Below are 20,093 nucleotides of genomic sequence, written 5' to 3'. Positions count from 1 at the left end.
ACATATTGATAAATGTAAGAATTATTTTTATTATCTATTAGTTGTTTTGCTGATATACTTCAACAGAATCTTTGGCAAGTCTTTCTTTTAGCCATAGTTTCATTTTTTGTTTGGTTTCTGAATCCATTTTTTTCTTGCTTTGAAAAAGAACTACAGGGATTATTTTAGATTTATTAGGCTCTTCTTCAATATTGTAATTACCAATTTTTAAAGACGTAACAGCAGGAAAAAGTATTTTTGCTTCGTTGTTGATCTGTGTAGTGTTGAATTGGTATAGTGCTAATTGATTTCGAAGACTATTGATCAAGATGTCTTTTTGATCGACTACAGTTTGATTGTTGTTGATCTGATTCATAATATCCTTTCTTAAATTAACGGTATCTTGTCTGATAATCAATTTAGTATTGGGAAGATCATACTCAGTTAATTTTTTATTAAGATTGATAATTTCCCCATCATTAAATTTTTTGGCTAAAAAAGCCAGCTCAATTCTTCTGGGGGTAGTATTGTATTTGATTTTTTTATAGATAATAGGATAGTCTTTATCGAGGAATTCCTTTTGTATAAAAATTTCGGTTCTGGAAGTGTAGCTTTTTTGAATATACAATTGATAGGCAAAATAGATGCTAGGTACAATTAATAGTGAAATGAGCAGTGTAATCCCATACTTCACTCTCTTTTGCTGTTGTAGATCCAGTTGTTTTGTAACGGGGTAATTTAAGAATTTTACGATCACAAAAGTGGCAATGCAAATGAATACGCAGTTGATGGTGTAGAGATAAAGGGCACCAAAAAAGTACGTATAATTTCCAAGTGCCAGTCCGTAACCTGCAGTACAAAGTGGCGGCATAAGAGCAGTTGCAATCGCTACACCCGGAATTGGATTTCCTTTTTCTACTCTGGTCACAGCAATTACGCCTACTAAACCGCCAAAAAAGGCAATAAGAATGTCATAGATATTTGGAGAAGTTCTAGCGAGTAATTCGGATTGCGCTTCTTTAAACGGACTAATATAGAAATAAATAGCCGAAGTGCTTAAACTTACCACTGTTGCGATCAGCAGGTTTTTCATGGACTTTTTCAGAAGTTCAAAATCGTACATTCCTAAACCAAAACCGGCACCAACAATAGGTCCCATTAAAGGCGAAATAAGCATGGCGCCAATGATAACCGCTGTAGAGTTAACATTTAGTCCTACAGAGGCAATAATAATGGCACAGGCAAGAATCCAGATGTTTGATCCTCTAAAAGAAACCGCGCCGGTTATGTTTTCGATTACCGATTTTTTATTTTCTTCTCCTTTTTGAAGATCGATAAAATTTAAAATTTTTTGGGTAATATCTGTCATGGTCTTTACGGTATTATTTGATGTAAACTGGATTCTCAATAGTCGCAGAATGTCTAATTTACTCAAAAAAACAATGAAAACCTTTAATTATCTGAAGAAACTACGGTTAATAAAGTTATTTGACTCGATTACAGAACAAAAAAATCCCCAATTTTAAAAATTGAGGATTTGGTATATTTTAAGCTAAGAGTAATTTTCTAATTCCTTTTTAATACTTTATATTGTTCATAACATCCGCTAATGGCATCCATAATCTGCAAATCATTTGCTGTTTGTATAAAGGAATCGGAGTAGTTACAACGTTGCAGTATATCTGGGATTTCGTCTTTGCTGATTCCTAAAAGTACAGAGACAGTTTCACGGTCAAATTTTGATTCTAACAGGTTGCGAACCGTATCGTCCTTTCGCATTTCCTTCAGCTTCTTGAGCTCTTTTGCATTTTTACCAAAGAAATTGTAGAGCATGTCGGCGGGGTTGAAAATAGAACCCAATACTTTACCAAAAGCGTTTGGTGAATATTCACCGGCTTCATATCCTTGTGTAAGACCGGAAATGCTATAACGGTAATTTTCTTTGGTTGGAATTAATTTTGAATCGACTTCAAGGTAACCGGTTAAATTAAAAGGAGCAATAATTACTTCTTCCAGTGCAATTGCTTTTTCGGTAAGCTGAATTCGGGTTACTTTATTTTTAATCCAGTCATTGGTTACTCTGACCCTTAAAGATTGAAAACCTAAAATTGAGAAGTGAATGGTATCGTTAAGCTGAACATCAATTTCAAAATATCCTTTAGCATCAGATTTTGCACCACGTACTTTGTTTGTGTTGATGATATTTACATTAGAAAGAGGTTGTTTACTATTGTCGTTGATAATGTAGCCTGAAACTCTTTGCGGAACGGTAGACTCAGTGTCCTGTGCGAAACCGACGGCTGATAATAGTGTAAAAAAGAAAACTGCGAAATATTTCATATCCTGATTTAAAGTTCTAAAAGTAGTAAATCACGATTAAATATTTTGCAGTCTTCGAATATAATTATAAGAAAATTAACAAAGGCAACAGTGTAGCTTTTAATATTTAAATAAAAAGTGAGAAGGAAGTTTGAATTACATTGTTAGGGATGACAAAACTCATTTTTAGAGGGGGAGATTTTAATAAAAAAATCCCAAATTCCAATTATGTTCGGAATTTGGGATTTTGTATTTTAAGATATTAAAGTATTAATCTCTTCTTGGTCTTCTTGGTCTTGAAGAATCACCAAAGCTTTCAGAACGTCTTGGAGCTCTGTCTGAACTTCCTTCGCTTCTTGGAGCTGAGCTTCTGAAACCACCTTCTCTTCTTGGTGAAGAACCTCTTTCACTTCTGAAACCACCTTCTCTTGGAGCAGAGTTTCTGTCGCTTCTGAATCCGCCACCTGAACCTTCACGTCTTGGAGCAAAGTTTCCTTCTCTTCTTGATCCGGAATTTCTTCCGCCACCACGATTGTTATGGTCACGTCTTCCGCCACCGTCATTTTTAGAAATTTCAACATTAATACGACGTCCTTCTAATTGTACGTTGTTTAATACTTCCATTACTTTTTCAGTATGCTCAGGATCTGTGTTGAAGAAAGAGAAGCCTTCTTTTACGTCTACTTTGAAAACGTCATCACGACCTAAGTCTAATGTTTCTTTCAGGTAATCTTTAAGTGACATCCAGTCGAAGTTGTCTCTTGAACCGATGTTTACAAAATAACGAACTGCTCCGTTGTTGTTGAATTCTCTTGGTTCAGAATCGTTTCTTTCGCGTCTTTCACCTGATTGAGTTGAAATATCTCTGTTCTTTTTGTAATAAGCGATGAAACGGTTAAATTCTACCGATACCATTTTCTTAATCAATTCTTCTTTAGATAAACCTTCAAGAACATTGTTGATTGCTGGTAAGTAGTTGTCAATTTCGTGATCAACTTCAGTATCTTTAATTTTGTTTGCTAAGTGTAACAATTGAATTTCGCAGATTTCGATTCCGGATGGAATTGGTTTTTCTTCGAATTTTTGTTTGATGATTCTTTCGATAGAAGAAATTTTACGCAACTCACTTTTTGTAACAATTACAATAGAAGTTCCTAATTTTCCTGCTCTACCGGTACGACCTGAACGGTGGTTGTACGTTTCGATTTCATCAGGTAATTGGTAGTTTACAACGTGTGTTACGTTATCAACATCAATTCCACGTGCAGCAACATCAGTAGCAACAAGCATCTGAATTTGTCTTCCACGGAACGATTTCATTACACCGTCACGTTGTGCCTGAGATAAATCTCCGTGCAACGCAGCAGCGCTATATCCATCTTCAATTAATTTTTCGGCTACAGCCTGAGTATCTCTTTTAGTGCGACAGAAAACCACAGAGAAAATGTCTGGGTTAGCATCGGCTAAACGTTTTAAGGCTTCGTAACGGTCACGTGCATTTACTAAGTAAAATTCGTGAGAAACCGTCGCAGAACCTGAATTTTTAGTTCCAACTGTGATTTCTAATGGTTCGCTCATGAATTGTTTTGCAATTCTGGCAACCTCTTGCGGCATTGTTGCAGAGAACAACCATGTACTTTTTTCGTCCGGAGTATCTGATAAAATAGAGCAGATATCGTCATAAAATCCCATGTTTAACATTTCGTCAGCCTCATCAAGCACACAGTAATCTATGTTTTTAATGTTAACCAATCCTCTGTTAATCATGTCTTGCATTCTTCCCGGAGTAGCCACAATAATTTGTGCTCCTCTTTTTATTTCTCTTGCTTGCTCTGTAATACTAGCCCCGCCGTAAACTGCTACAACATTAATACCTTTCTCGTATTTTGCGTAGTTTTTAAGTTCGTTGGTAATCTGTAAACAAAGTTCTCGTGTTGGCGATAAAACTAATGCCTGTGTATTTCTGTTGTCAGCATCAATTTTTTGAATTAGCGGAAAACCGAAAGCTGCCGTTTTCCCTGTCCCTGTCTGAGCCAACGCAACCATATCTGTGTCTTTTTCCAATAATAGGGGAATCGCCTTTTCCTGTACCTCTGACGGATTTTCAAATCCTAGATCTAAAATCGCCTTCAGTAACGATTCATTCAATCCTAATTGTTCAAATTTATTCATATGTGTATTTAAAATAGGGTGCAAAATTACTGTTAATTATTCAGATAAACTAATGCTCTTTTAAGAATTATGTATTTGTTATGATTTGATTATCAAAAAGTTATGTTTAGTGTGAAATCATTTTTATCGAAAAATGAAGAATTCTCTAAAAAAAAACGTCACGAAATATCAATTTTGTACTCTAAAATGTTGTATTTTAAACAATTATTTGGTTGAATTCAGAAAATCAATTAGTTGCTGAGTTGCTTTTCCGCGATGGCCTATGGTATTTTTTACTTCTCGGGGTAATTCAGCAAATGTTTTGGTATAGTTTTCAGGCTGAAAAATCGGATCGTACCCAAAACCCTGATCTCCTGTTTTTTCCAAAGTGATACTTCCTTTTACAATTCCGGTAAATAAATGCTGTTCTCCTTTTAAGTTTAAAGTAATAACGGTCTTGAACTGGGCGCTGCGGTCTGGTTGGTCTTTTAAGGCGTCTAAAAGTTTATTCATATTGTCATCGTCATTGCGTTGCTTGCCTGCATATCGGGCTGAATATACTCCCGGTTCCCCATTTAAAGCAGTCACTTCTAAGCCTGAATCGTCGGCAAAACAATCGTATCCGTATTTTTCCGTTACATAATTGGCTTTCAAAATGGCATTTCCTTCAATGGTGTCTGCTGTTTCTTCTATGTCTTCAAAACAGCCAATTTCTTCGAGACTTACTATTTTTATGTTTTCAGGAAGAATACTTTGAATCTCCTGGATTTTATTTTTGTTGTTTGATGCGAATACGATTTTCATAGGTAGTATAATTTAGAATAATTTTTTCGATGATAAAAGCAGTTGTAATTCCCAATGTATAGGCAAGAAGGTCGCTCCATAAAAAGCCTTGTCCCAGAACATATCTGCCAAAAAGAGTTTTCCTAAGCGTAATCATCCAATCTGCCTGATAAAGCTGAAGAAATTCTATTCCGTAGCAAATGGTCAATGAAATTATCGCAGTAATGGAGGTTTTTTGGTTAAAAAATAAGATTCTGATTAATATATACATCATGACGGCATACAGCGCATCTCCAAAATAGAGTGGAAGGACTGCAATTTTTCTGGAGAGAATTCCACAGCAAATCACACAAAGAAATGCAAATAGGTAGTAGATTCTTGGCTTTTTCAATTTTAACATGGCATTTTAAGTGAAACAAAGATAGGAATTAGGTGGTAAAATAGTAAGCGTTTGATACAATCGAAAAGTTTAAAGAGGGTTGTTTTCTTTCAGTTTTAGAAATTAGAGAGATTATTATTATCTTGAGATGCTTTTAGAGCTTATTGAAATGTAAAAAAATAAAAAAACAGGATGAAGAAAATAATACAAACCTTATTTGCCGCGGCCTTAGTAATGTCTTTGGTTAGTTGTAAAAATACAAAGCAAAAACTCCAGGAATATGTCGTTACCTATAATAAGAGTACAGCTAAGAGTTTTCATGAAGAAAACATAACGCTTACTACGGCAAGAGGTTATCTTGAAGATGATAAAATTGAATTGAGGTTTGAAACCAATCTAAAAGAAAATGAATCGAATAAATCGGCAGCTGTTTCGTCATTTCCGGTTTTGTTGAAAAAAATGATAAAAGAGAATAAAATTCCTCAGGAATTGATCGAAGAAGGAGTAAGGTTCGATACTTACTTTTTGGCTGATGACAATACGGTTTTGGCAAAAGAGGTTATAAATAAAGAAGCCCTTCCGAATTTGTTAAAATAATAACTATATTGGATAGGGCTTTTATTTCTTTATAAGTATAAGCTTTTGTTTTTAGAGGTACATTAGATAAACTCTGATTTTGCTATTGTCATAATTGTAGGTACCATCTTCGTTTCTTGGTCCAAGAACAGAGGGAAGATTGACTTCAAATGTCCAGCTTGCTCCAAGTGTTAATCCGTTAACGGCACGAATTTGAGTTCCTCCGGCTCCTAATGCAAAATGAAAGAAACCGCTTGAATTGATACGATAAAAGCCAATAGCAGTTCCGGCAGGAATTGTTTCGCCTGTCCACTCTCTCTGTGTAGTGAATTTCTCCACCCAGTGTTTACCTGTAATGGTTTCCATTTCGCGGAGTGAAATTTTTGTGGGATGTAGTAAATACTGAACATAGGCAACGGTTTCGTAGCAAACACCATTGATGTATTCTGAAACATTTTTAAATCCGTGAATAAAATCATTTGCCAGATTTTCTTTTTGATGATGATCAAGCATTTCTATGCGATAGCCTTTGGGTGTTAATAGCATTGATTAATTTGTTTAGTTAGGTTAAAAAATTAACGATTTATCTTAGTGGTTAAATAAGTTAACATCTATACAAATGTAATAAAAAAGCTATGTATTAGTTTTTGTTTTATAAGTATTTTTTTAATGTTTTGTTACATTTGTTAAGTTGTCCGGGAAATAGTTGTCAGATAAATTGCCAAATTCATCACCCCGCATGAAAATATTAATATCGACTTCGCTAAAACTTTTTTTACCTGCTGCTGCTAAAAGCTCGTTGGCAGAATGTAAGGTGTTTTTATGAAAATGATACACGCGATCGGATTTATCGGTTACCACCAAGCCTTTCATGAGCATTTTGTTTTGAGTGGCTACTCCGGTCGGACATTCGTTATTGTGACAACGCAAGGCCTGAATACAGCCTAATGAAAACATGAAACCACGTGCGCTATTGCACATATCGGCACCCAAAGCTATTGCATGGAGGATGGAATAGCCGGAAATAATTTTCCCGCTTCCAATAATGCGGATTTTATCACGAATGTTTAAACCAACTAATGTTTTGTTTACAAATATTAATGCGGGTTCAAACGGCATTCCTACGCCATCGGCAAACTCTAAAGGAGCAGCTCCCGTCCCTCCCTCAGCACCATCAACAGTAATAAAATCAGGGAAAATATTTTCGGTAATCATTTCGTGGCAAATGGCTTCAAATTCGGCAGTATTTCCAATACATAATTTAAAACCGATAGGTTTCCCGTTCGATAGTTCACGCAATTGTGCTACAAAACGGATAAGACCTTTGGTGTCTGAAAAGGCATGATGTCCCGGAGGAGAAAGAATGGTGGTGTGAGGTTCAACTCCTCTGATTTTAGCAATTTGTTCGGTATTTTTTCTCGCCGGAAGTACACCGCCATGCCCTGGTTTTGCTCCCTGTGAAAGCTTAATTTCGATCATTTTTACATTAGGGAGATTGGCTTTTTCGGAGAACTTTTCAGGACTGAAGTTGCCTTCAGTATCTCTGCAGCCAAAATATCCTGTCCCAATTTGCCAGGTGATATCGCCACCACCTGCAAGATGAAATTCGGTTAAACCGCCTTCTCCGGTATTCTGATAGAAATTTCCTTTTTGAGCACCAATATTTATGGCACGAACGGCATTTTCACTTAGTGAACCGAAACTCATTGCCGAAACATTAAATAACGAGGCCAGATAAGGTTGTTTACAGTCTTTTCCGCCCACCAATACACGAGGTAATTCCTCGTTAACTTTTGCGGGAAAGATGGAGTGTTTTATTCCTTCGTAACTGTCATGATTCAGATTTTGTTGTGTTCCGAAAGGCGTATTTGAATCGATGTTTTTAGCTCTTTGATAAACCATAGAGCGCTGGTTTCTGGAGAATGGTTTTCCATCAGTTGATCGTTCAATAAAATACTGTTGGATTTCGGGAGCAATCATTTCAAATAAATATCTGAAATAGCCCAAAACCGGAAAGTTTCTTAAAATCGCGTGTTTTTTTTGAGTAGCATTGTAAATACCTACCACTAATAATATAGGTAGAATAATTACCAGTAAAAAACCTCGTTTCGTGTAAAGATAAATTGCTAAAACAATTAGAAACAATAAGAATCCATAGATGAAGAATTTTTTTCTCATGTTTGCAAGTATTTAAAGAGTAATAATTTATAATCAATTGAATCGCAGGCGTACATAAACGTGCTTAATTCCTTTTTTGTCCGATTCTCTTTCGTCGATTTCAAGAATATCGGTCAGTGATTTTAGCATTGGAGTAAGTTTTGAAAAGCCATAATTTCGAGGGTCAAACTCTGGTTTTTTCTTTACAATAAGATTTCCAACATCTCCTAAAAATGCCCAGCCATCGTCGTCTTCAATATCTTCAATGGTAGCCTCGATAAGGTCAATGGTTTGTTTGTCAATTTTATGCAGTGCTTTTTCAGCCGGTTTTTCGACCGGTTTTTTAGTGTCGGTTGTAGTTGTAACTTTGGGTTTCTTCTTCTGAATAGCGCCGTCCAGAACTTCGATGTATATAAATCTGTCACAGGCCACAATAAAAGAATTGGGGGTTTTCTTTTCTCCAATACCAATTACTTTCATACCGGATTCTCGTAATCGAATGGCAAGACGTGTAAAATCGCTGTCGCTGGAAACAATGCAAAAACCGTCCAGTTTTCCGGAATACAGTAAATCCATTGCATCGATTATAAGGGCGGAATCAGAAGAATTTTTTCCAACGGTATAACTGTATTGCTGAATGGGGGTAATGGCGTGTTCCAGTAAAACCCCTTTCCAACCATTTGAGTTTGGTTTTGTCCAGTCGGCATAAATGCGTTTAGTGGTAGGGGTTCCAAACTTCGCAATTTCTTCCATCATTCCTTTTACATTGCTGTAAGGTACATTGTCGGCATCAATAAGAACAGCGAGTTTTAGATCTTTTGAAGTGCTTAAAGCCATTATTTTGGTTTTAGTATTTGTAATTCATTTTTTTAAATGCCCTTTAAAATTAATAAAAATAAAATGATTGAGGTATTTTTGGTTATATTTATAACTGGTATAAATTGCAGTTTTTTGAAGATGTACTATTTTTTGTTAAGAAAAGTAGTGTTTAATTAATGGTTTTGTGGTAAAATTTTATCAAAGAACAATTTTGGTCAGAATCATTTTTAAATTATTATGATAGCACAGAATAAATATTTATTTTTGCACCCTGTATAAAATAAAAATATTACTACACAATATATTATGGTAAAAGATTTATTCGAAAGAATTCAGGACAATAAAGGACCATTAGGAAAATGGGCTTCTCAGGCAGAAGGTTATTATGTTTTCCCAAAGTTAGAAGGAGAGTTGGGTCCTAGAATGACATTTCACGGAAAAAATATTCTAAACTGGAGTTTAAATGATTATTTAGGTTTGGCTAATCATCCTGAGGTTCGTAAGGCAGATACTGATGCAGCAGCTCAATATGGAGCAGCATATCCTATGGGAGCTCGTATGATGTCAGGACACACTACTTATCATGAGCAATTAGAAAATGAATTGGCTTCTTTTGTAATGAAAGAATCGGCTTATTTATTGAACTTCGGATATCAGGGGATGGTTTCGATCATAGATGCTTTAGTTACTAAAAATGATATTATTGTATACGATGTAGATTCGCACGCTTGTATTATTGATGGTGTTCGTTTACACATGGGAAAACGTTTTACTTACAAGCACAATGATCTTGAAAGTATGGAGAAAAATCTTCAGCGTGCTACAAAAATGGCTCAGGAAACGGGTGGAGGTATTTTATTTATTACCGAAGGTGTTTTTGGAATGCGTGGACAACAAGGAAAATTGAAAGAAATTGTTGCTATGAAACAAAAATACAATTTCCGTTTGTTAGTGGATGATGCACATGGTTTTGGTACACTTGGTAAAACAGGAGCCGGAGCGGGTGAGGAGCAGGGAGTTCAGGATGAAATTGATGTTTATTTCTCTACTTTTGCAAAATCTATGGCTAATATCGGAGCTTTCGTAGCAGCAGATAAAACCGTAATTGATTACTTAAAATATAACTTACGTTCACAAATGTTTGCTAAAGCATTGCCAATGATCCAGACAATTGGTTCATTAAAACGTTTGGAGTTGTTGCGTAATTCATCTGAAATTAAAGACAAACTTTGGGAGAATGTAAACGCATTACAAAACGGTTTAAGAGAAAAAGGATTTAACATTGGAGATACGAATACTTGTATTACTCCGGTTTATCTGGAAGGAAGTATTCCTGAAGCGATGGTAATGGTAAATGATTTAAGAGAAAATTATGGTATTTTCCTTTCTATTGTTGTTTATCCGGTAATTCCAAAAGGGATTATTTTGTTAAGAATGATTCCAACAGCTTCTCATACATTGGCTGATATTGATGAAACGTTAACTGCTTTTGAAGCCATTCGTGAAAAATTAGTAAACGGAACTTATAAAGAAATCGCTGAACGTACTACTGTTGACGTTTCGTAAAACTTTAAAGAAATAAATTCCTGATATGGGAATTATATAAAAGAATCCATTCGTTATACGAGTGGATTTTTTTTATTTGGGGTACTTTTATCATTCAAAATCAGTAAAATGTCAATTATGAAAAAAGTAATAGTAATATCCATGATAATGCTCACTGTTTTTATTTCCTGTAAAAAAGCGACTGATACCGATCCGGTGCAGATAGCGCCAAGTCCGCCAAAAGAAGCTGAGATCGTTGAACCGGCAGGAGATCAATGTTATGCAGCAAGAACTCGTAATAGCGTGACCGAGATGAGTCTTAATGTAAATTCTCATCAGGAAGTAAACGGGAAACTAAGTTATAACATATCAGGAAAGGATAAAAACGAAGGAACTTTGATTGGTAATATGAAAGGTGATACGTTAATTGCCGATTATACTTTCATGTCTGAAGGCGTTTCCTCTGTCAGAGAAGTTGTGTTTTTGAAAAAAGATGGAGCTTTTATTGAAGGCTATGGCGATGTAGTAGAAGCTAACGGGAAGTTTTCTTTTAAAGATAAAAAGCAGTTGAAATTTGACCAGAAAAACGTTCTGACTAAAGTAGATTGCAAAGTAGAGTAAGCTCTGATTGTATTAAAAAGTAAAAAAATCCATTCATGTAACGAATGGATTTTTTTTAAGGGTAAAATTGTTAACTGCGACTGATGCTGAAAATTATTTACAAGTATTTTAAATACGTTTTTCTCTGGCAATGCACTTTTGGATCGAAATTTTTCCAAAGTAAATGAATGGCTGTATTATCCGCTAATTCAGGAGTTCTGATACAATTCTGAATTCCTTTTTCGGAAAAAGTTTTATAATATTCATCAAAAATAATAGCAGTAACTCCTTTGTTTTGATACTCGGGGTGCACCCCAATCAGGTAAAAAACAACATCTTTACTCTTTTTACGGGCTCTTAGTAAATGAATAAACCCAAACGGGAATAATTTTCCTTTTGCTTTCTGTAAAGCTTCAGAAAAGCTAGGCATTACAATGCTAAAGGCCACCAGATTATCGTCTTTGTCAACCACAAACTTGATGTATTCCGGATTGATAAAGCTGATGTATTTCTTTTTGAAGTATTCTTTCTGAACATCCGAAATGGCAACAAACGAAGCTAATTTAGCGTATGAATCATTAAACAAATCAAACATTTTGTCTACGTGAGGCATGATGTCTTTTGTTTTGGTAAAAGTCAAGGAGCGTAAGCCATACCTTTTTTTGATGAGTTCTTGTGCTTTAAGGAAAAATTCAGGTTTGACGTTTGAAAAAGGGAAGATACTTTCGAGGTACTCTTTTTCAACCTGAAAACCCAATTGCTCAAAATGTGTGACATAATAGGGGTGGTTGTACCATGTAATCATAGTTCCCAATTGATCGTAACCATCTGTAAGAACGCCAACTTTGTCCAGATTCGAGAATCCCATTGGGCCTTCAACGTGCTCCAGATTGTGTTTTTTTCCCAATTCGTAAACTTTATCCAGCAAGGCCTTTGTGACTTCGATGTCGTCTATTGCATCAAACCATCCAAATCGAACTTTTCTTTTATGTTGGTCATTTACCTCAGACCAGTTGATGATAGCCGTAATTCGTCCTACTATTTCATTATTTCTGTAAGCCAGATAAAAATAGGCTTCGGCATTGTCAAAAGCAGGATTTTTAGTTTTGTCAAATGACTCTAATTCATCTGCCACAATAGGGGGGACCCAGTAGGCATTGTCTTTGTAGATTGAAAACGGAAATTTGATATAGTCAGTTAATTCCTTTTTGGTTATGGCTTCTTTAATTGTAATCATTAAGATTTTCTTTGTTAAGAATGTTGCTTTAAATTAGGTGCTACGATTTAAGAAACGAATATAGCTATCTTTGATTTAACAAAAAAGAATTGTGTAAAAAAAGCCCTGATTAATAAGGTTAGTGAATCATTTGAAAGTGTAGCCGATTCGAAGATGAAGGTCTGCGGTAGTATCTGAAAATTTTTTATCCAGATAAAATCTACGCCCAATTCCAATACCGGCTTCATAATTGAAATTGGTATTTCCAATATTTCGTCTTATTCCCCATTTAGGAATTAGCGCAATTTGATTAGTAATGTAGGTATTTCCAAGATTTGAAATAACAAACCAGTTGGGATAATAGTTGATTCCTAAAGTTATAAAATTGGCACTATTCTTTGTTTTTTAATATTCCGTTTATTCATGTTGTAATACCACCTTGGTTCCAGGTTAATTACAGGAACTATTGCATGTGTAGTAGTACAGCCAGAACATCCACGAAAACCACCATCAAAACCAATTTCGGTTCGTAAACTTATTTGATTGAGTAATCGATGCTCGTTAATTTATCCATATTCCCAAAAAGCCGGTTTGTAGATTGTAAATGTCTTTTTCTACTCCGGTATTTTGGGATTTGGCTGATAAACAGATTAACAGTGATAATAGAAAGGCATAATTTATCTTTCTCGTATTTGAAAATTGGCGTATAATTTTTCAAATATAATTATTTCCCTACATTATAAGAAAAAATAAAGTACTTTTTTTCTTACAATTTTAACTATTCGTATTTCGATTTACGTTTTCGTTCTTTTGCCTGATAATCGATTTCTTTTTGTTCCAGCTCGTTATCTTTATTCTTTTTGGCTCTGTCTTCACGTTTAGTTTGCAGTTGATTTTCTTTGTAACGTCCGTCATAGCGCCAGGAAACCCCAACTCCTCCGTACAATATAGAAGGCGTGTTTTTGAAGTTTGTACTTATAGATGCATCTACCTGAAGGTTCGGATTAATAAGGTAAGCTGCTCCTCCACGAACAATGGCATCGCTGTAAAAGTCACTTTTATAACCTTGATTTTCAACAAAACCGGACCATTTATCGTTAAATCCGCGTGTAAGAGTAAGCACATAGCCGTAGCTCGGGTAGTCTGTTGAAATATAATCGGCAATAATATTAGTTACGAAAACCCATTTTCCGCCACCAAAAAGATTCTGAGTGATCAACATCACTTTTGGAGAAATACTCGATTGTGGAGAGAAAGAATAAGGATTGTCTTTACCCACAAAATTAGCGCCGGCAAATAACGAAACGGCAGGGATTAGCTCGTGCCAATTAAAGCTGCGATTGGCTTTGTAGCTGTAAATATTGGCTTCTTTTTTGTAGTTTTTATAGGGATCATAAATCAGATATTTGGCTCCTAAAACCGTTTGTCTGAAATTATTTTTTTTATAACTCGTGTATGGCGTGTCAAAATTTTCCATTTGGTACTGTATGTCCGCAATAAGTTCCAGTTTTTCTAAAAAAGCACCATAACGAATAGTCAGATCTGTACCAAAACCATTGGCGTCATAATCCAGCAGATTGTGTTTTTCTTTGATGCCATATACACCAAGTTCTGCCTGTATAACTGATTTTCCAACAGCATAGGCTGACATCGTTTCGCCGGGACGGTTTGAATTGATGACATCAGTGTACTGTGCAAAAAATAATTGAGGTAATAAACAAAGAGCTGCAGTAAAAAAGTTTTTATTTTTTAACATAAACGTGTTTTTGGATTAAAAAGTAATAACGCATTTCAAATGTACTATATTTTATTATTTATTTAAGATTGATATTTTAATTTTAAACGATGGATTTATTAATTTTGAAAAAAAATTATATGATCATGCAAGAAGCATCTTTTGTAAATCTGATTAAAACGATAATGTGGATCGTTGCGTTTTATTATATTTTTAAATTTTTAGCACGAATCTTTTTGCCGGTATTGGTAAAAAAAGCAGTAGAAAAAGCTGGAGAGAATTTTCAAAGACAACAACAATATAGTCAGGGTAATACATGGCAAAAAACACGTACGAATAATGATGAAATTATTATTGATACATCCAATGCAAAAAAAACTCGTGAAACCAAAAAGGTTGGCGATTATGTTGATTACGAAGAAATAGATTAAATTTGTGACCTAATTTATAGGATTCATCATTTAACCCAAACCAGCCTAAATTGAAAATAGTAAATAAGTTCTATCCGCATGCCCTTGTTATCCTGGGCTTTATTCTCGTTTCTTTAATTTATTTTTACCCGGTTTTACAAGGAAAACAAATTTTCCAGTCGGATATTGCTCAATATACCGGAATGGCTAAAGAGCAAAACGATTTTAGAGCTGCAGAACATTCTGAACCTTATTGGACAAATTCTGCATTTGGAGGTATGCCAACTTATCAGCTGGGAGCTAATTATCCCAATGATTTTGTGGGTAAATTAGACGATGCTTTGCGTTTTCTTCCTCGTCCTGCCGATTATTTATTTTTATATTTCTTAGGCTTTTACGGACTGTTGCTGGTTTTAAAAACTGATCCTTTAAAAGCATTTATAGGGGCAATTGCCTTTGGTTTTTCGACTTACCTGATTATCATTCTAGGTGTTGGGCATAATGCAAAAGCGCATGCTATTGCCTATATGCCGCTTGTTATCGCCGGATTCATACTCGTTTTCCAGAAAAAGTATATTTGGGGAGGTCTGCTCACCATGTTTGCGGTTGCATTAGAAGTTAATGCCAACCACTTTCAAATGACGTATTATTTATTGATTTTCTTATTGATACTTTCAGCTTATTTTGCTTTTAATTTTATCAAAGAAAAAGAATATAAATCGCTTTTAACGGCTATTGGTGTTTTGGCCGTAGCCGGAATTTTTGCTATTGGAGCCAATGCTACTAATTTGTTGGCAACCAGTGAATATGCTAAATTTAGTACCCGTAGTAACAGTGAATTAACTTTTAATCCTGATGGTTCTAAAAAAACTAATGAAAATGCACTAAGCCGTGAATATATAACAGAATACAGTTACGGAATTGCTGAAAGTTTTAACTTGATTGCTCCAAGACTTTTTGGTGGTTCAAATCATGAAAATGTAGGAACAGACAGTCGTATGTATTCTTTCATGATTGAACAGGGAGTACCCTCAGAGCAGGCGCAGGATTTTGTGTCGGGAATGCCAACGTATTGGGGAGATCAGCCTATAGTAGCAGCTCCGGCTTATATTGGAGTTGTGGTTTTCTTTTTAGCCGTTTTAGCTTTATTTATTGATGATCGAAAAATAAAATATGTGTTTTTTACAGGAGCATTAGTTTCGCTAATACTTTCCTGGGGGAAAAACTTCGCCTTACTGACAGACTTCTTTATCGATTACATTCCAATGTATGATAAGTTTAGAGCGGTGTCATCGATTCAGGTTATTCTTGAATTGTGTTTCCCTGTTCTGGCTGTTATGGGATTACAATCGTTTTTTAAAGCTAAAGAAGAACCTAAATTGCAGCAGAAAGCGCTTGTGCAGACAGGAGTTTTCGGATTAGGCGTTATTTTGATTTTAGTATTCGCTAAAAGCATGTTCCATTTTACAGGCAGCAGTGATAATTATTTTTTAGAAAGTTACGGACCTGCTTTTGTAGATGCCTTGAAAGAAGACAGAAAGAGTTTGTATTCCGCTGATTTATTGCGATCGGGCTTTTTTATCGTGATTACTTTTGGAATCCTTTGGTTGTTCATCAAAAATAAACTGGCTCAGAATACTACTTTGATTATCGTTGGTCTTTTGATGATTTTTGATTTATTTTTTGTTGATAAAAAATATGTATCAGCCAAGGATTTTGTGAGCCCGGTACAAATTGCGGCGCCATTTCAGGAAACACCTTCTGATGCTCAGATTTTAAAAGATACTACACATTACAGAGTTTTTGAAGTAAGCGGAAACATGTCAAGTGCACGTGCTTCTTATTTTCACCATTCTTTAGGCGGATACCATGCCGCAAAACCAAGAAGAATACAACAGCTTTTTGACTATCAGATTGCAAAAAACAATGTCGAAGTCTTAGACATGTTGAATGTAAAATACATCATCCAAACGGATAAAGAAGGAAAAGAATTTCCAACAATAAATCCAAATGCTAATGGAAATGCATGGTTTGTAAGTACTGTAAAATTGGTAAATAAACCGGATGATGTAATGAAAGCATTGGATCATATCGATACTAAGACAGTAGCGGTTTTCAACGTTCGTGAGCATGAGGGTAAATTTAGAAATGCCCGTATGAAAAAACAGTGGGACACTACAGGGACTATTCAGGTAGTACAGTACAAGCCTAACTACATTAAATACAAATCAAACAACGAAAAAGATGCTTTGGCTGTTTTTTCTGAGATCTATTATAAGAATGGATGGAATGCCTATATTGATGGTAAACTTACGGATCATTTCCCTGTAGATTATGTTTTAAGAGCTATGGAAATTCCGGGTGGCGAACATACTATCGAATTTAAATTTGAACCGCAGGTTGTTAAAACAGGAAGTGTAATTACATTGGCAAGCTGCATTGGAATGTTACTACTTTTAATTGGCGGAGTTTATTTCGAAAAATTCTTCCGCAAAGATTCGCAAAGAAATCACGGAGATACGCTAAAATAAATTAAAGATCTTTGTGAGGCTTGGTGAAAACTTGGTGAATCTCTGTGAAATGAATGAAATCTGATGGAACAAAAAAAACTCTTAATCATTACCTATTATTTTCCACCGGCTGGGGGACCAGGTGTACAGCGTTGGTTAAAATTTGTAAAATATTTACCCGAATTTGGCATACAGCCAATAGTTTATGTTCCTGAAAACCCAACCTACCCAATTGTTGATGAAGGTCTGGTTAATGAGATTTCCGATAAAGTAATTGTGCTTAAAAATAAAATCTGGGAGCCGTATCAGCTGGCTTCTGTTTTTTCGAAGAATAAAACTAAGAAAATTAGTTCGGGAATTTTTCCGCACAAGAAGAAACAAACCTTTTTAGACAAAACTTTTCTTTGGGTTCGCGGTAATTTATTTATTCCGGATGCCCGTGTTTTTTGGGTAAAACCTTCAGTGGCTTATTTAGAAAAGTATATCAAAGAAAATAATATTGACACCATTGTTACTTCGGGGCCGCCGCACAGTTTGCATTTGATTGGTTTAGAACTAAAAGAGAAACTGAATGTAAAATGGTTTGCCGACTTCCGTGATCCATGGACTACAATTGGATATCACAAAGCATTGCGTTTATCGGGTTATGCCGCCAAAAAACATAAAAACCTCGAACATAAAGTACTAAATAGTGCCGACATTATTATTGTCACAAGTAAAACTACGAAAGTGGAGTTTGAGGCCATTACCAACAAACCAATTTCGGTGATTACCAATGGTTATGACGTCGAAAACGTAGAGAAACAAACCTTAGATGCAAAATTTACTTTGGCGCATATCGGATCTTTTTTATCCGATCGAAATCCTCAATTTTTATGGGAATGTCTGGTAGAATTGCTTCAGGAAGTTCCGGAGTTCAAGTCATATTTAGAAATTAAATTAATTGGAGCAGTAAGTCAGGAAGTATTGGATGCTATCACTGAATTTGATTTGAAGAATTATTTGAATCTTTTAGGATATGTTTCGCATCATGAAGCGATAGCGCACCAAAAGAAATCGCAGGTTTTGCTTTTAATCGAAATTAATTCTGAAGATACCAAAAGTATAATTCCGGGTAAATTATTCGAATATATGGTGTCCAATCGTCCAATAATAGCCATAGGACCTCAGGGTTCTGATTTTGCTGATATTATAAAACAAACCAATACAGGAGTATTTTTTGATTATTCTGAAAAAGCGAAGTTAAAAAGTGTAATTTTGGACTTTTATAATCAGTTTTTAGAAGGGAAACTACAGGCCAATGGTGTTGGCTTACAACAATATTCCAGAAAGAATCTAACCAAGCAATTAGCACAGTTGATTAATTAAGCTAATCTGCAATCTAAAATCTAAATTCAGAAATCCAAAAATGGGTATTGTTTTAAATCAGTCTTTCAAGAATACAATTATCACTTATATAGGTTTTGGTATTGGAGCCATTAATACACTTTATTTGTATCCGGTTTTTTTGGGTGCCACTTTTTATGGCTTAACTAATTATGTGACTTCTTGTGCCAATGTGATTATGCCATTATTTGCGATTGGTATGCAAAATACCTTGGTTAAATTTTATTCGCAATACCAAACTGAAGAAGAAAAATCCCGTTTTCTATCCTTTACGGTTTTGTTTCCTTTGCTATTAATAATCCCACTTTTACTGATAGGTCTTGTTTTTTATGATGAGATTCTGTTCTTTTTGTCAAAAAAGAATGCGATTGTTAGAAGCTATATATGGTTAATACCTTTTATTGGATTGTGTATGGCATATTTTGAGATTTTTTATGCCTGGTTGAGGGTAAATATGCATTCCGTTTTTGGAAATTTTGTAAAAGAAGTGGGCTTACGATTATTTTCATTATTTCTATTAATAGGTGTTTATTATAATTGGCTTAGCGTTGAAGGTTTTGTGTATGCAACAGCAATTTTATATTTTTTAGCATTCCTGATAACCATGTTATATGCATTTAGTATTCAGAAGCCAACTTTTCAGTTTACAATACCAGCAAATACAAAAGATATACTGGTATATACTTTTTATATTATTTTATCAGGAAGTGTTGCCAATTTGCTTTTGGATGGAGATAAAATGATATTAAATCAATATATGCAGATTGAAAATATTGCTTTTTATTCTGTAGCTACCTATATTGCCTTGGTTATTTCGGTTCCAAGCCGTGCCATGCACCAGATCGTATATCCAATTACAGCAAAATTAATGCACGATAATAAACATGATGAGTTGAATCAGCTTTACAAAAAAACGTCAATAAACCTACAGATTGTGGGTGGTTTTGTAATGCTTTGCATATTTGTAAATATCGGTCAGTTGTACGAGTTGGTTCCAAAAGAATACAGTGGTGGAATTGCAGTTGTATTTATGATTGGCTTGTCTAAATACTTTGATTTAATTTTAGGAAACAATAATGCGATCATTTTTAATACTAAATATTACCGTATGGTATTGTATTTAGGATTAATGCTGGTTGCGTTGACCGTAATTTTAAACATGATCTTTATTCCAATTTTTGGAATCTTCGGATCTGCTTTTGCTACTTTACTATCGATTACCTTATATAGTTTGGCAAAATTACTTTTTGTGGTTAAAAGGCTTCATTTGTATCCTTTTACTATTCAGACAATATACTCGATGTTAATTACATTTGCATTATTTTTATTGTTTTATTTTTGGGAATTCCCTTTTTATCAATTGGTTAGTATTGCTTTAAAGTCAGTTTTAGTAACCGTTTTATATGTTTATCTTAACTATAAGTTCAATATTTCCCCTGATATCAATAAAGTAATCGATACTGTTTTAAAAAAGATAGGAATTAAAATTTAGTACATTTCTAAAAAGGAGCAAAAGTAATTTACAATT

The 20,093-nt window shown here is 34.8% G+C and carries 17 protein-coding genes; 7 read left to right on the top strand and 10 right to left on the bottom strand.

Going from position 1 to position 20,093, the window contains the following annotated elements:
• Positions 1-37: 37 nt before the first annotated feature.
• The 5 genes from BHE19_RS09055 to BHE19_RS09035 all read right to left on the bottom strand — a co-directional run bounded on the left by BHE19_RS09055 (position 38) and on the right by BHE19_RS09035 (position 5,632).
• Complete coding sequence (locus BHE19_RS09055; protein ID WP_070906819.1) at positions 38-1,348, bottom strand: DUF389 domain-containing protein; 1,311 nt, start codon at positions 1,346-1,348, stop codon at positions 38-40.
• A gap of 197 nt (positions 1,349-1,545) precedes the next feature.
• Positions 1,546-2,319 carry a carboxypeptidase-like regulatory domain-containing protein gene (locus BHE19_RS09050; protein ID WP_070906817.1) on the bottom strand — a complete coding sequence of 258 codons (774 nt, stop codon included), beginning with the start codon at positions 2,317-2,319 and terminating at the stop codon, positions 1,546-1,548.
• A gap of 249 nt (positions 2,320-2,568) precedes the next feature.
• Positions 2,569-4,470 (bottom strand): DEAD/DEAH box helicase, encoded by a 1,902-nt coding sequence (locus tag BHE19_RS09045; RefSeq protein ID WP_070906815.1) that lies wholly within the window; start codon positions 4,468-4,470, stop codon positions 2,569-2,571.
• Between the two features lie 204 nt (positions 4,471-4,674).
• Positions 4,675-5,253, bottom strand: coding sequence for a non-canonical purine NTP diphosphatase (locus BHE19_RS09040; RefSeq protein ID WP_070906813.1), 579 nt, complete (start codon positions 5,251-5,253; stop codon positions 4,675-4,677).
• On the bottom strand, positions 5,219-5,632 hold the full coding sequence (locus tag BHE19_RS09035) for a ribosomal maturation YjgA family protein (protein ID WP_070906811.1): 414 nt from the start codon (positions 5,630-5,632) through the stop codon (positions 5,219-5,221). Before BHE19_RS09035 ends, BHE19_RS09040 begins: the two co-directional genes overlap by 35 nt.
• 171 nt (positions 5,633-5,803) lie before the next feature.
• Between BHE19_RS09035 and BHE19_RS09030 the strand changes: the two genes are divergently transcribed.
• Entirely contained in the window at positions 5,804-6,208 is a 405-nt protein-coding gene (locus BHE19_RS09030) for a hypothetical protein (protein ID WP_070906810.1), read from the top strand.
• A gap of 51 nt (positions 6,209-6,259) precedes the next feature.
• Here the strand turns inward: BHE19_RS09030 and BHE19_RS09025 are convergent, their stop codons facing one another.
• The 3 genes from BHE19_RS09025 to BHE19_RS09015 form a co-directional block, all read right to left on the bottom strand.
• Complete coding sequence (locus tag BHE19_RS09025; RefSeq protein ID WP_083342498.1) at positions 6,260-6,733, bottom strand: hypothetical protein; 474 nt, start codon at positions 6,731-6,733, stop codon at positions 6,260-6,262.
• Between the two features lie 120 nt (positions 6,734-6,853).
• Positions 6,854-8,365, bottom strand: coding sequence for an FMN-binding glutamate synthase family protein (locus BHE19_RS09020; RefSeq protein ID WP_070906808.1), 1,512 nt, complete (start codon positions 8,363-8,365; stop codon positions 6,854-6,856).
• A 33-nt stretch (positions 8,366-8,398) separates the two neighbouring features.
• Entirely contained in the window at positions 8,399-9,181 is a 783-nt protein-coding gene (locus BHE19_RS09015) for an NYN domain-containing protein (RefSeq protein WP_070906806.1), read from the bottom strand.
• 288 nt (positions 9,182-9,469) lie between these two features.
• Between BHE19_RS09015 and BHE19_RS09010 the strand changes: the two genes are divergently transcribed.
• Both BHE19_RS09010 and BHE19_RS09005 read left to right on the top strand, forming a co-directional pair.
• Positions 9,470-10,729: an aminotransferase class I/II-fold pyridoxal phosphate-dependent enzyme gene (locus tag BHE19_RS09010; protein WP_070906804.1), complete on the top strand. Its 1,260-nt coding sequence runs from the start codon at positions 9,470-9,472 to the stop codon at positions 10,727-10,729.
• Positions 10,730-10,846: 117 nt separating this feature from the next.
• On the top strand, positions 10,847-11,329 hold the full coding sequence (locus BHE19_RS09005; RefSeq protein ID WP_070907138.1) for a hypothetical protein: 483 nt from the start codon (positions 10,847-10,849) through the stop codon (positions 11,327-11,329).
• A 97-nt stretch (positions 11,330-11,426) separates the two neighbouring features.
• Here the strand turns inward: BHE19_RS09005 and BHE19_RS09000 are convergent, their stop codons facing one another.
• Entirely contained in the window at positions 11,427-12,545 is a 1,119-nt protein-coding gene (locus BHE19_RS09000) for a GTP cyclohydrolase (RefSeq protein ID WP_070906802.1), read from the bottom strand.
• Between the two features lie 757 nt (positions 12,546-13,302).
• On the bottom strand, positions 13,303-14,280 hold the full coding sequence (locus tag BHE19_RS08995) for a transporter (RefSeq protein ID WP_070906800.1): 978 nt from the start codon (positions 14,278-14,280) through the stop codon (positions 13,303-13,305).
• A gap of 89 nt (positions 14,281-14,369) precedes the next feature.
• Here BHE19_RS08995 and BHE19_RS08990 point away from each other — a divergent pair, with 89 nt between their 5' ends.
• From BHE19_RS08990 to BHE19_RS08975, 4 genes are all read left to right on the top strand, one after another.
• Positions 14,370-14,690 carry a DUF4834 family protein gene (locus tag BHE19_RS08990; RefSeq protein ID WP_017498738.1) on the top strand — a complete coding sequence of 107 codons (321 nt, stop codon included), beginning with the start codon at positions 14,370-14,372 and terminating at the stop codon, positions 14,688-14,690.
• Between the two features lie 50 nt (positions 14,691-14,740).
• Complete coding sequence (locus tag BHE19_RS08985) at positions 14,741-17,200, top strand: YfhO family protein (protein ID WP_070906798.1); 2,460 nt, start codon at positions 14,741-14,743, stop codon at positions 17,198-17,200.
• 63 nt (positions 17,201-17,263) lie between these two features.
• Positions 17,264-18,547: a glycosyltransferase family 4 protein gene (locus tag BHE19_RS08980; protein WP_070906796.1), complete on the top strand. Its 1,284-nt coding sequence runs from the start codon at positions 17,264-17,266 to the stop codon at positions 18,545-18,547.
• Between the two features lie 40 nt (positions 18,548-18,587).
• Positions 18,588-20,057: a lipopolysaccharide biosynthesis protein gene (locus tag BHE19_RS08975; protein ID WP_070906795.1), complete on the top strand. Its 1,470-nt coding sequence runs from the start codon at positions 18,588-18,590 to the stop codon at positions 20,055-20,057.
• Positions 20,058-20,093: the final 36 nt, after the last annotated feature.

The organism is Flavobacterium tructae, from assembly GCF_001853485.1.
Lineage (GTDB): Bacteria > Bacteroidota > Bacteroidia > Flavobacteriales > Flavobacteriaceae > Flavobacterium > Flavobacterium tructae.
The sequence above is the reverse complement of the archived record's forward strand: the minus strand, read 5'-3'. Positions and strand labels throughout refer to the sequence as shown.

Bases quoted from the DNA above. Each gene is read 5' to 3' on its own strand.
- BHE19_RS09055 (WP_070906819.1), bottom strand. From the start codon at position 1,348: ATGACAGATATTACCCAAAAAATTTTAAATTTTATCGATCTTCAAAAA.
- BHE19_RS09050 (WP_070906817.1), bottom strand. From the start codon at position 2,319: ATGAAATATTTCGCAGTTTTCTTTTTTACACTATTATCAGCCGTCGGT.
- BHE19_RS09045 (WP_070906815.1), bottom strand. From the start codon at position 4,470: ATGAATAAATTTGAACAATTAGGATTGAATGAATCGTTACTGAAGGCG.
- BHE19_RS09040 (WP_070906813.1), bottom strand. From the start codon at position 5,253: ATGAAAATCGTATTCGCATCAAACAACAAAAATAAAATCCAGGAGATT.
- BHE19_RS09035 (WP_070906811.1), bottom strand. From the start codon at position 5,632: ATGTTAAAATTGAAAAAGCCAAGAATCTACTACCTATTTGCATTTCTT.
- BHE19_RS09030 (WP_070906810.1), top strand. From the start codon at position 5,804: ATGAAGAAAATAATACAAACCTTATTTGCCGCGGCCTTAGTAATGTCT.
- BHE19_RS09025 (WP_083342498.1), bottom strand. From the start codon at position 6,733: ATGCTATTAACACCCAAAGGCTATCGCATAGAAATGCTTGATCATCAT.
- BHE19_RS09020 (WP_070906808.1), bottom strand. From the start codon at position 8,365: ATGAGAAAAAAATTCTTCATCTATGGATTCTTATTGTTTCTAATTGTT.
- BHE19_RS09015 (WP_070906806.1), bottom strand. From the start codon at position 9,181: ATGGCTTTAAGCACTTCAAAAGATCTAAAACTCGCTGTTCTTATTGAT.
- BHE19_RS09010 (WP_070906804.1), top strand. From the start codon at position 9,470: ATGGTAAAAGATTTATTCGAAAGAATTCAGGACAATAAAGGACCATTA.
- BHE19_RS09005 (WP_070907138.1), top strand. From the start codon at position 10,847: ATGAAAAAAGTAATAGTAATATCCATGATAATGCTCACTGTTTTTATT.
- BHE19_RS09000 (WP_070906802.1), bottom strand. From the start codon at position 12,545: ATGATTACAATTAAAGAAGCCATAACCAAAAAGGAATTAACTGACTAT.
- BHE19_RS08995 (WP_070906800.1), bottom strand. From the start codon at position 14,280: ATGTTAAAAAATAAAAACTTTTTTACTGCAGCTCTTTGTTTATTACCT.
- BHE19_RS08990 (WP_017498738.1), top strand. From the start codon at position 14,370: ATGGATTTATTAATTTTGAAAAAAAATTATATGATCATGCAAGAAGCA.
- BHE19_RS08980 (WP_070906796.1), top strand. From the start codon at position 17,264: ATGGAACAAAAAAAACTCTTAATCATTACCTATTATTTTCCACCGGCT.
- BHE19_RS08975 (WP_070906795.1), top strand. From the start codon at position 18,588: ATGGGTATTGTTTTAAATCAGTCTTTCAAGAATACAATTATCACTTAT.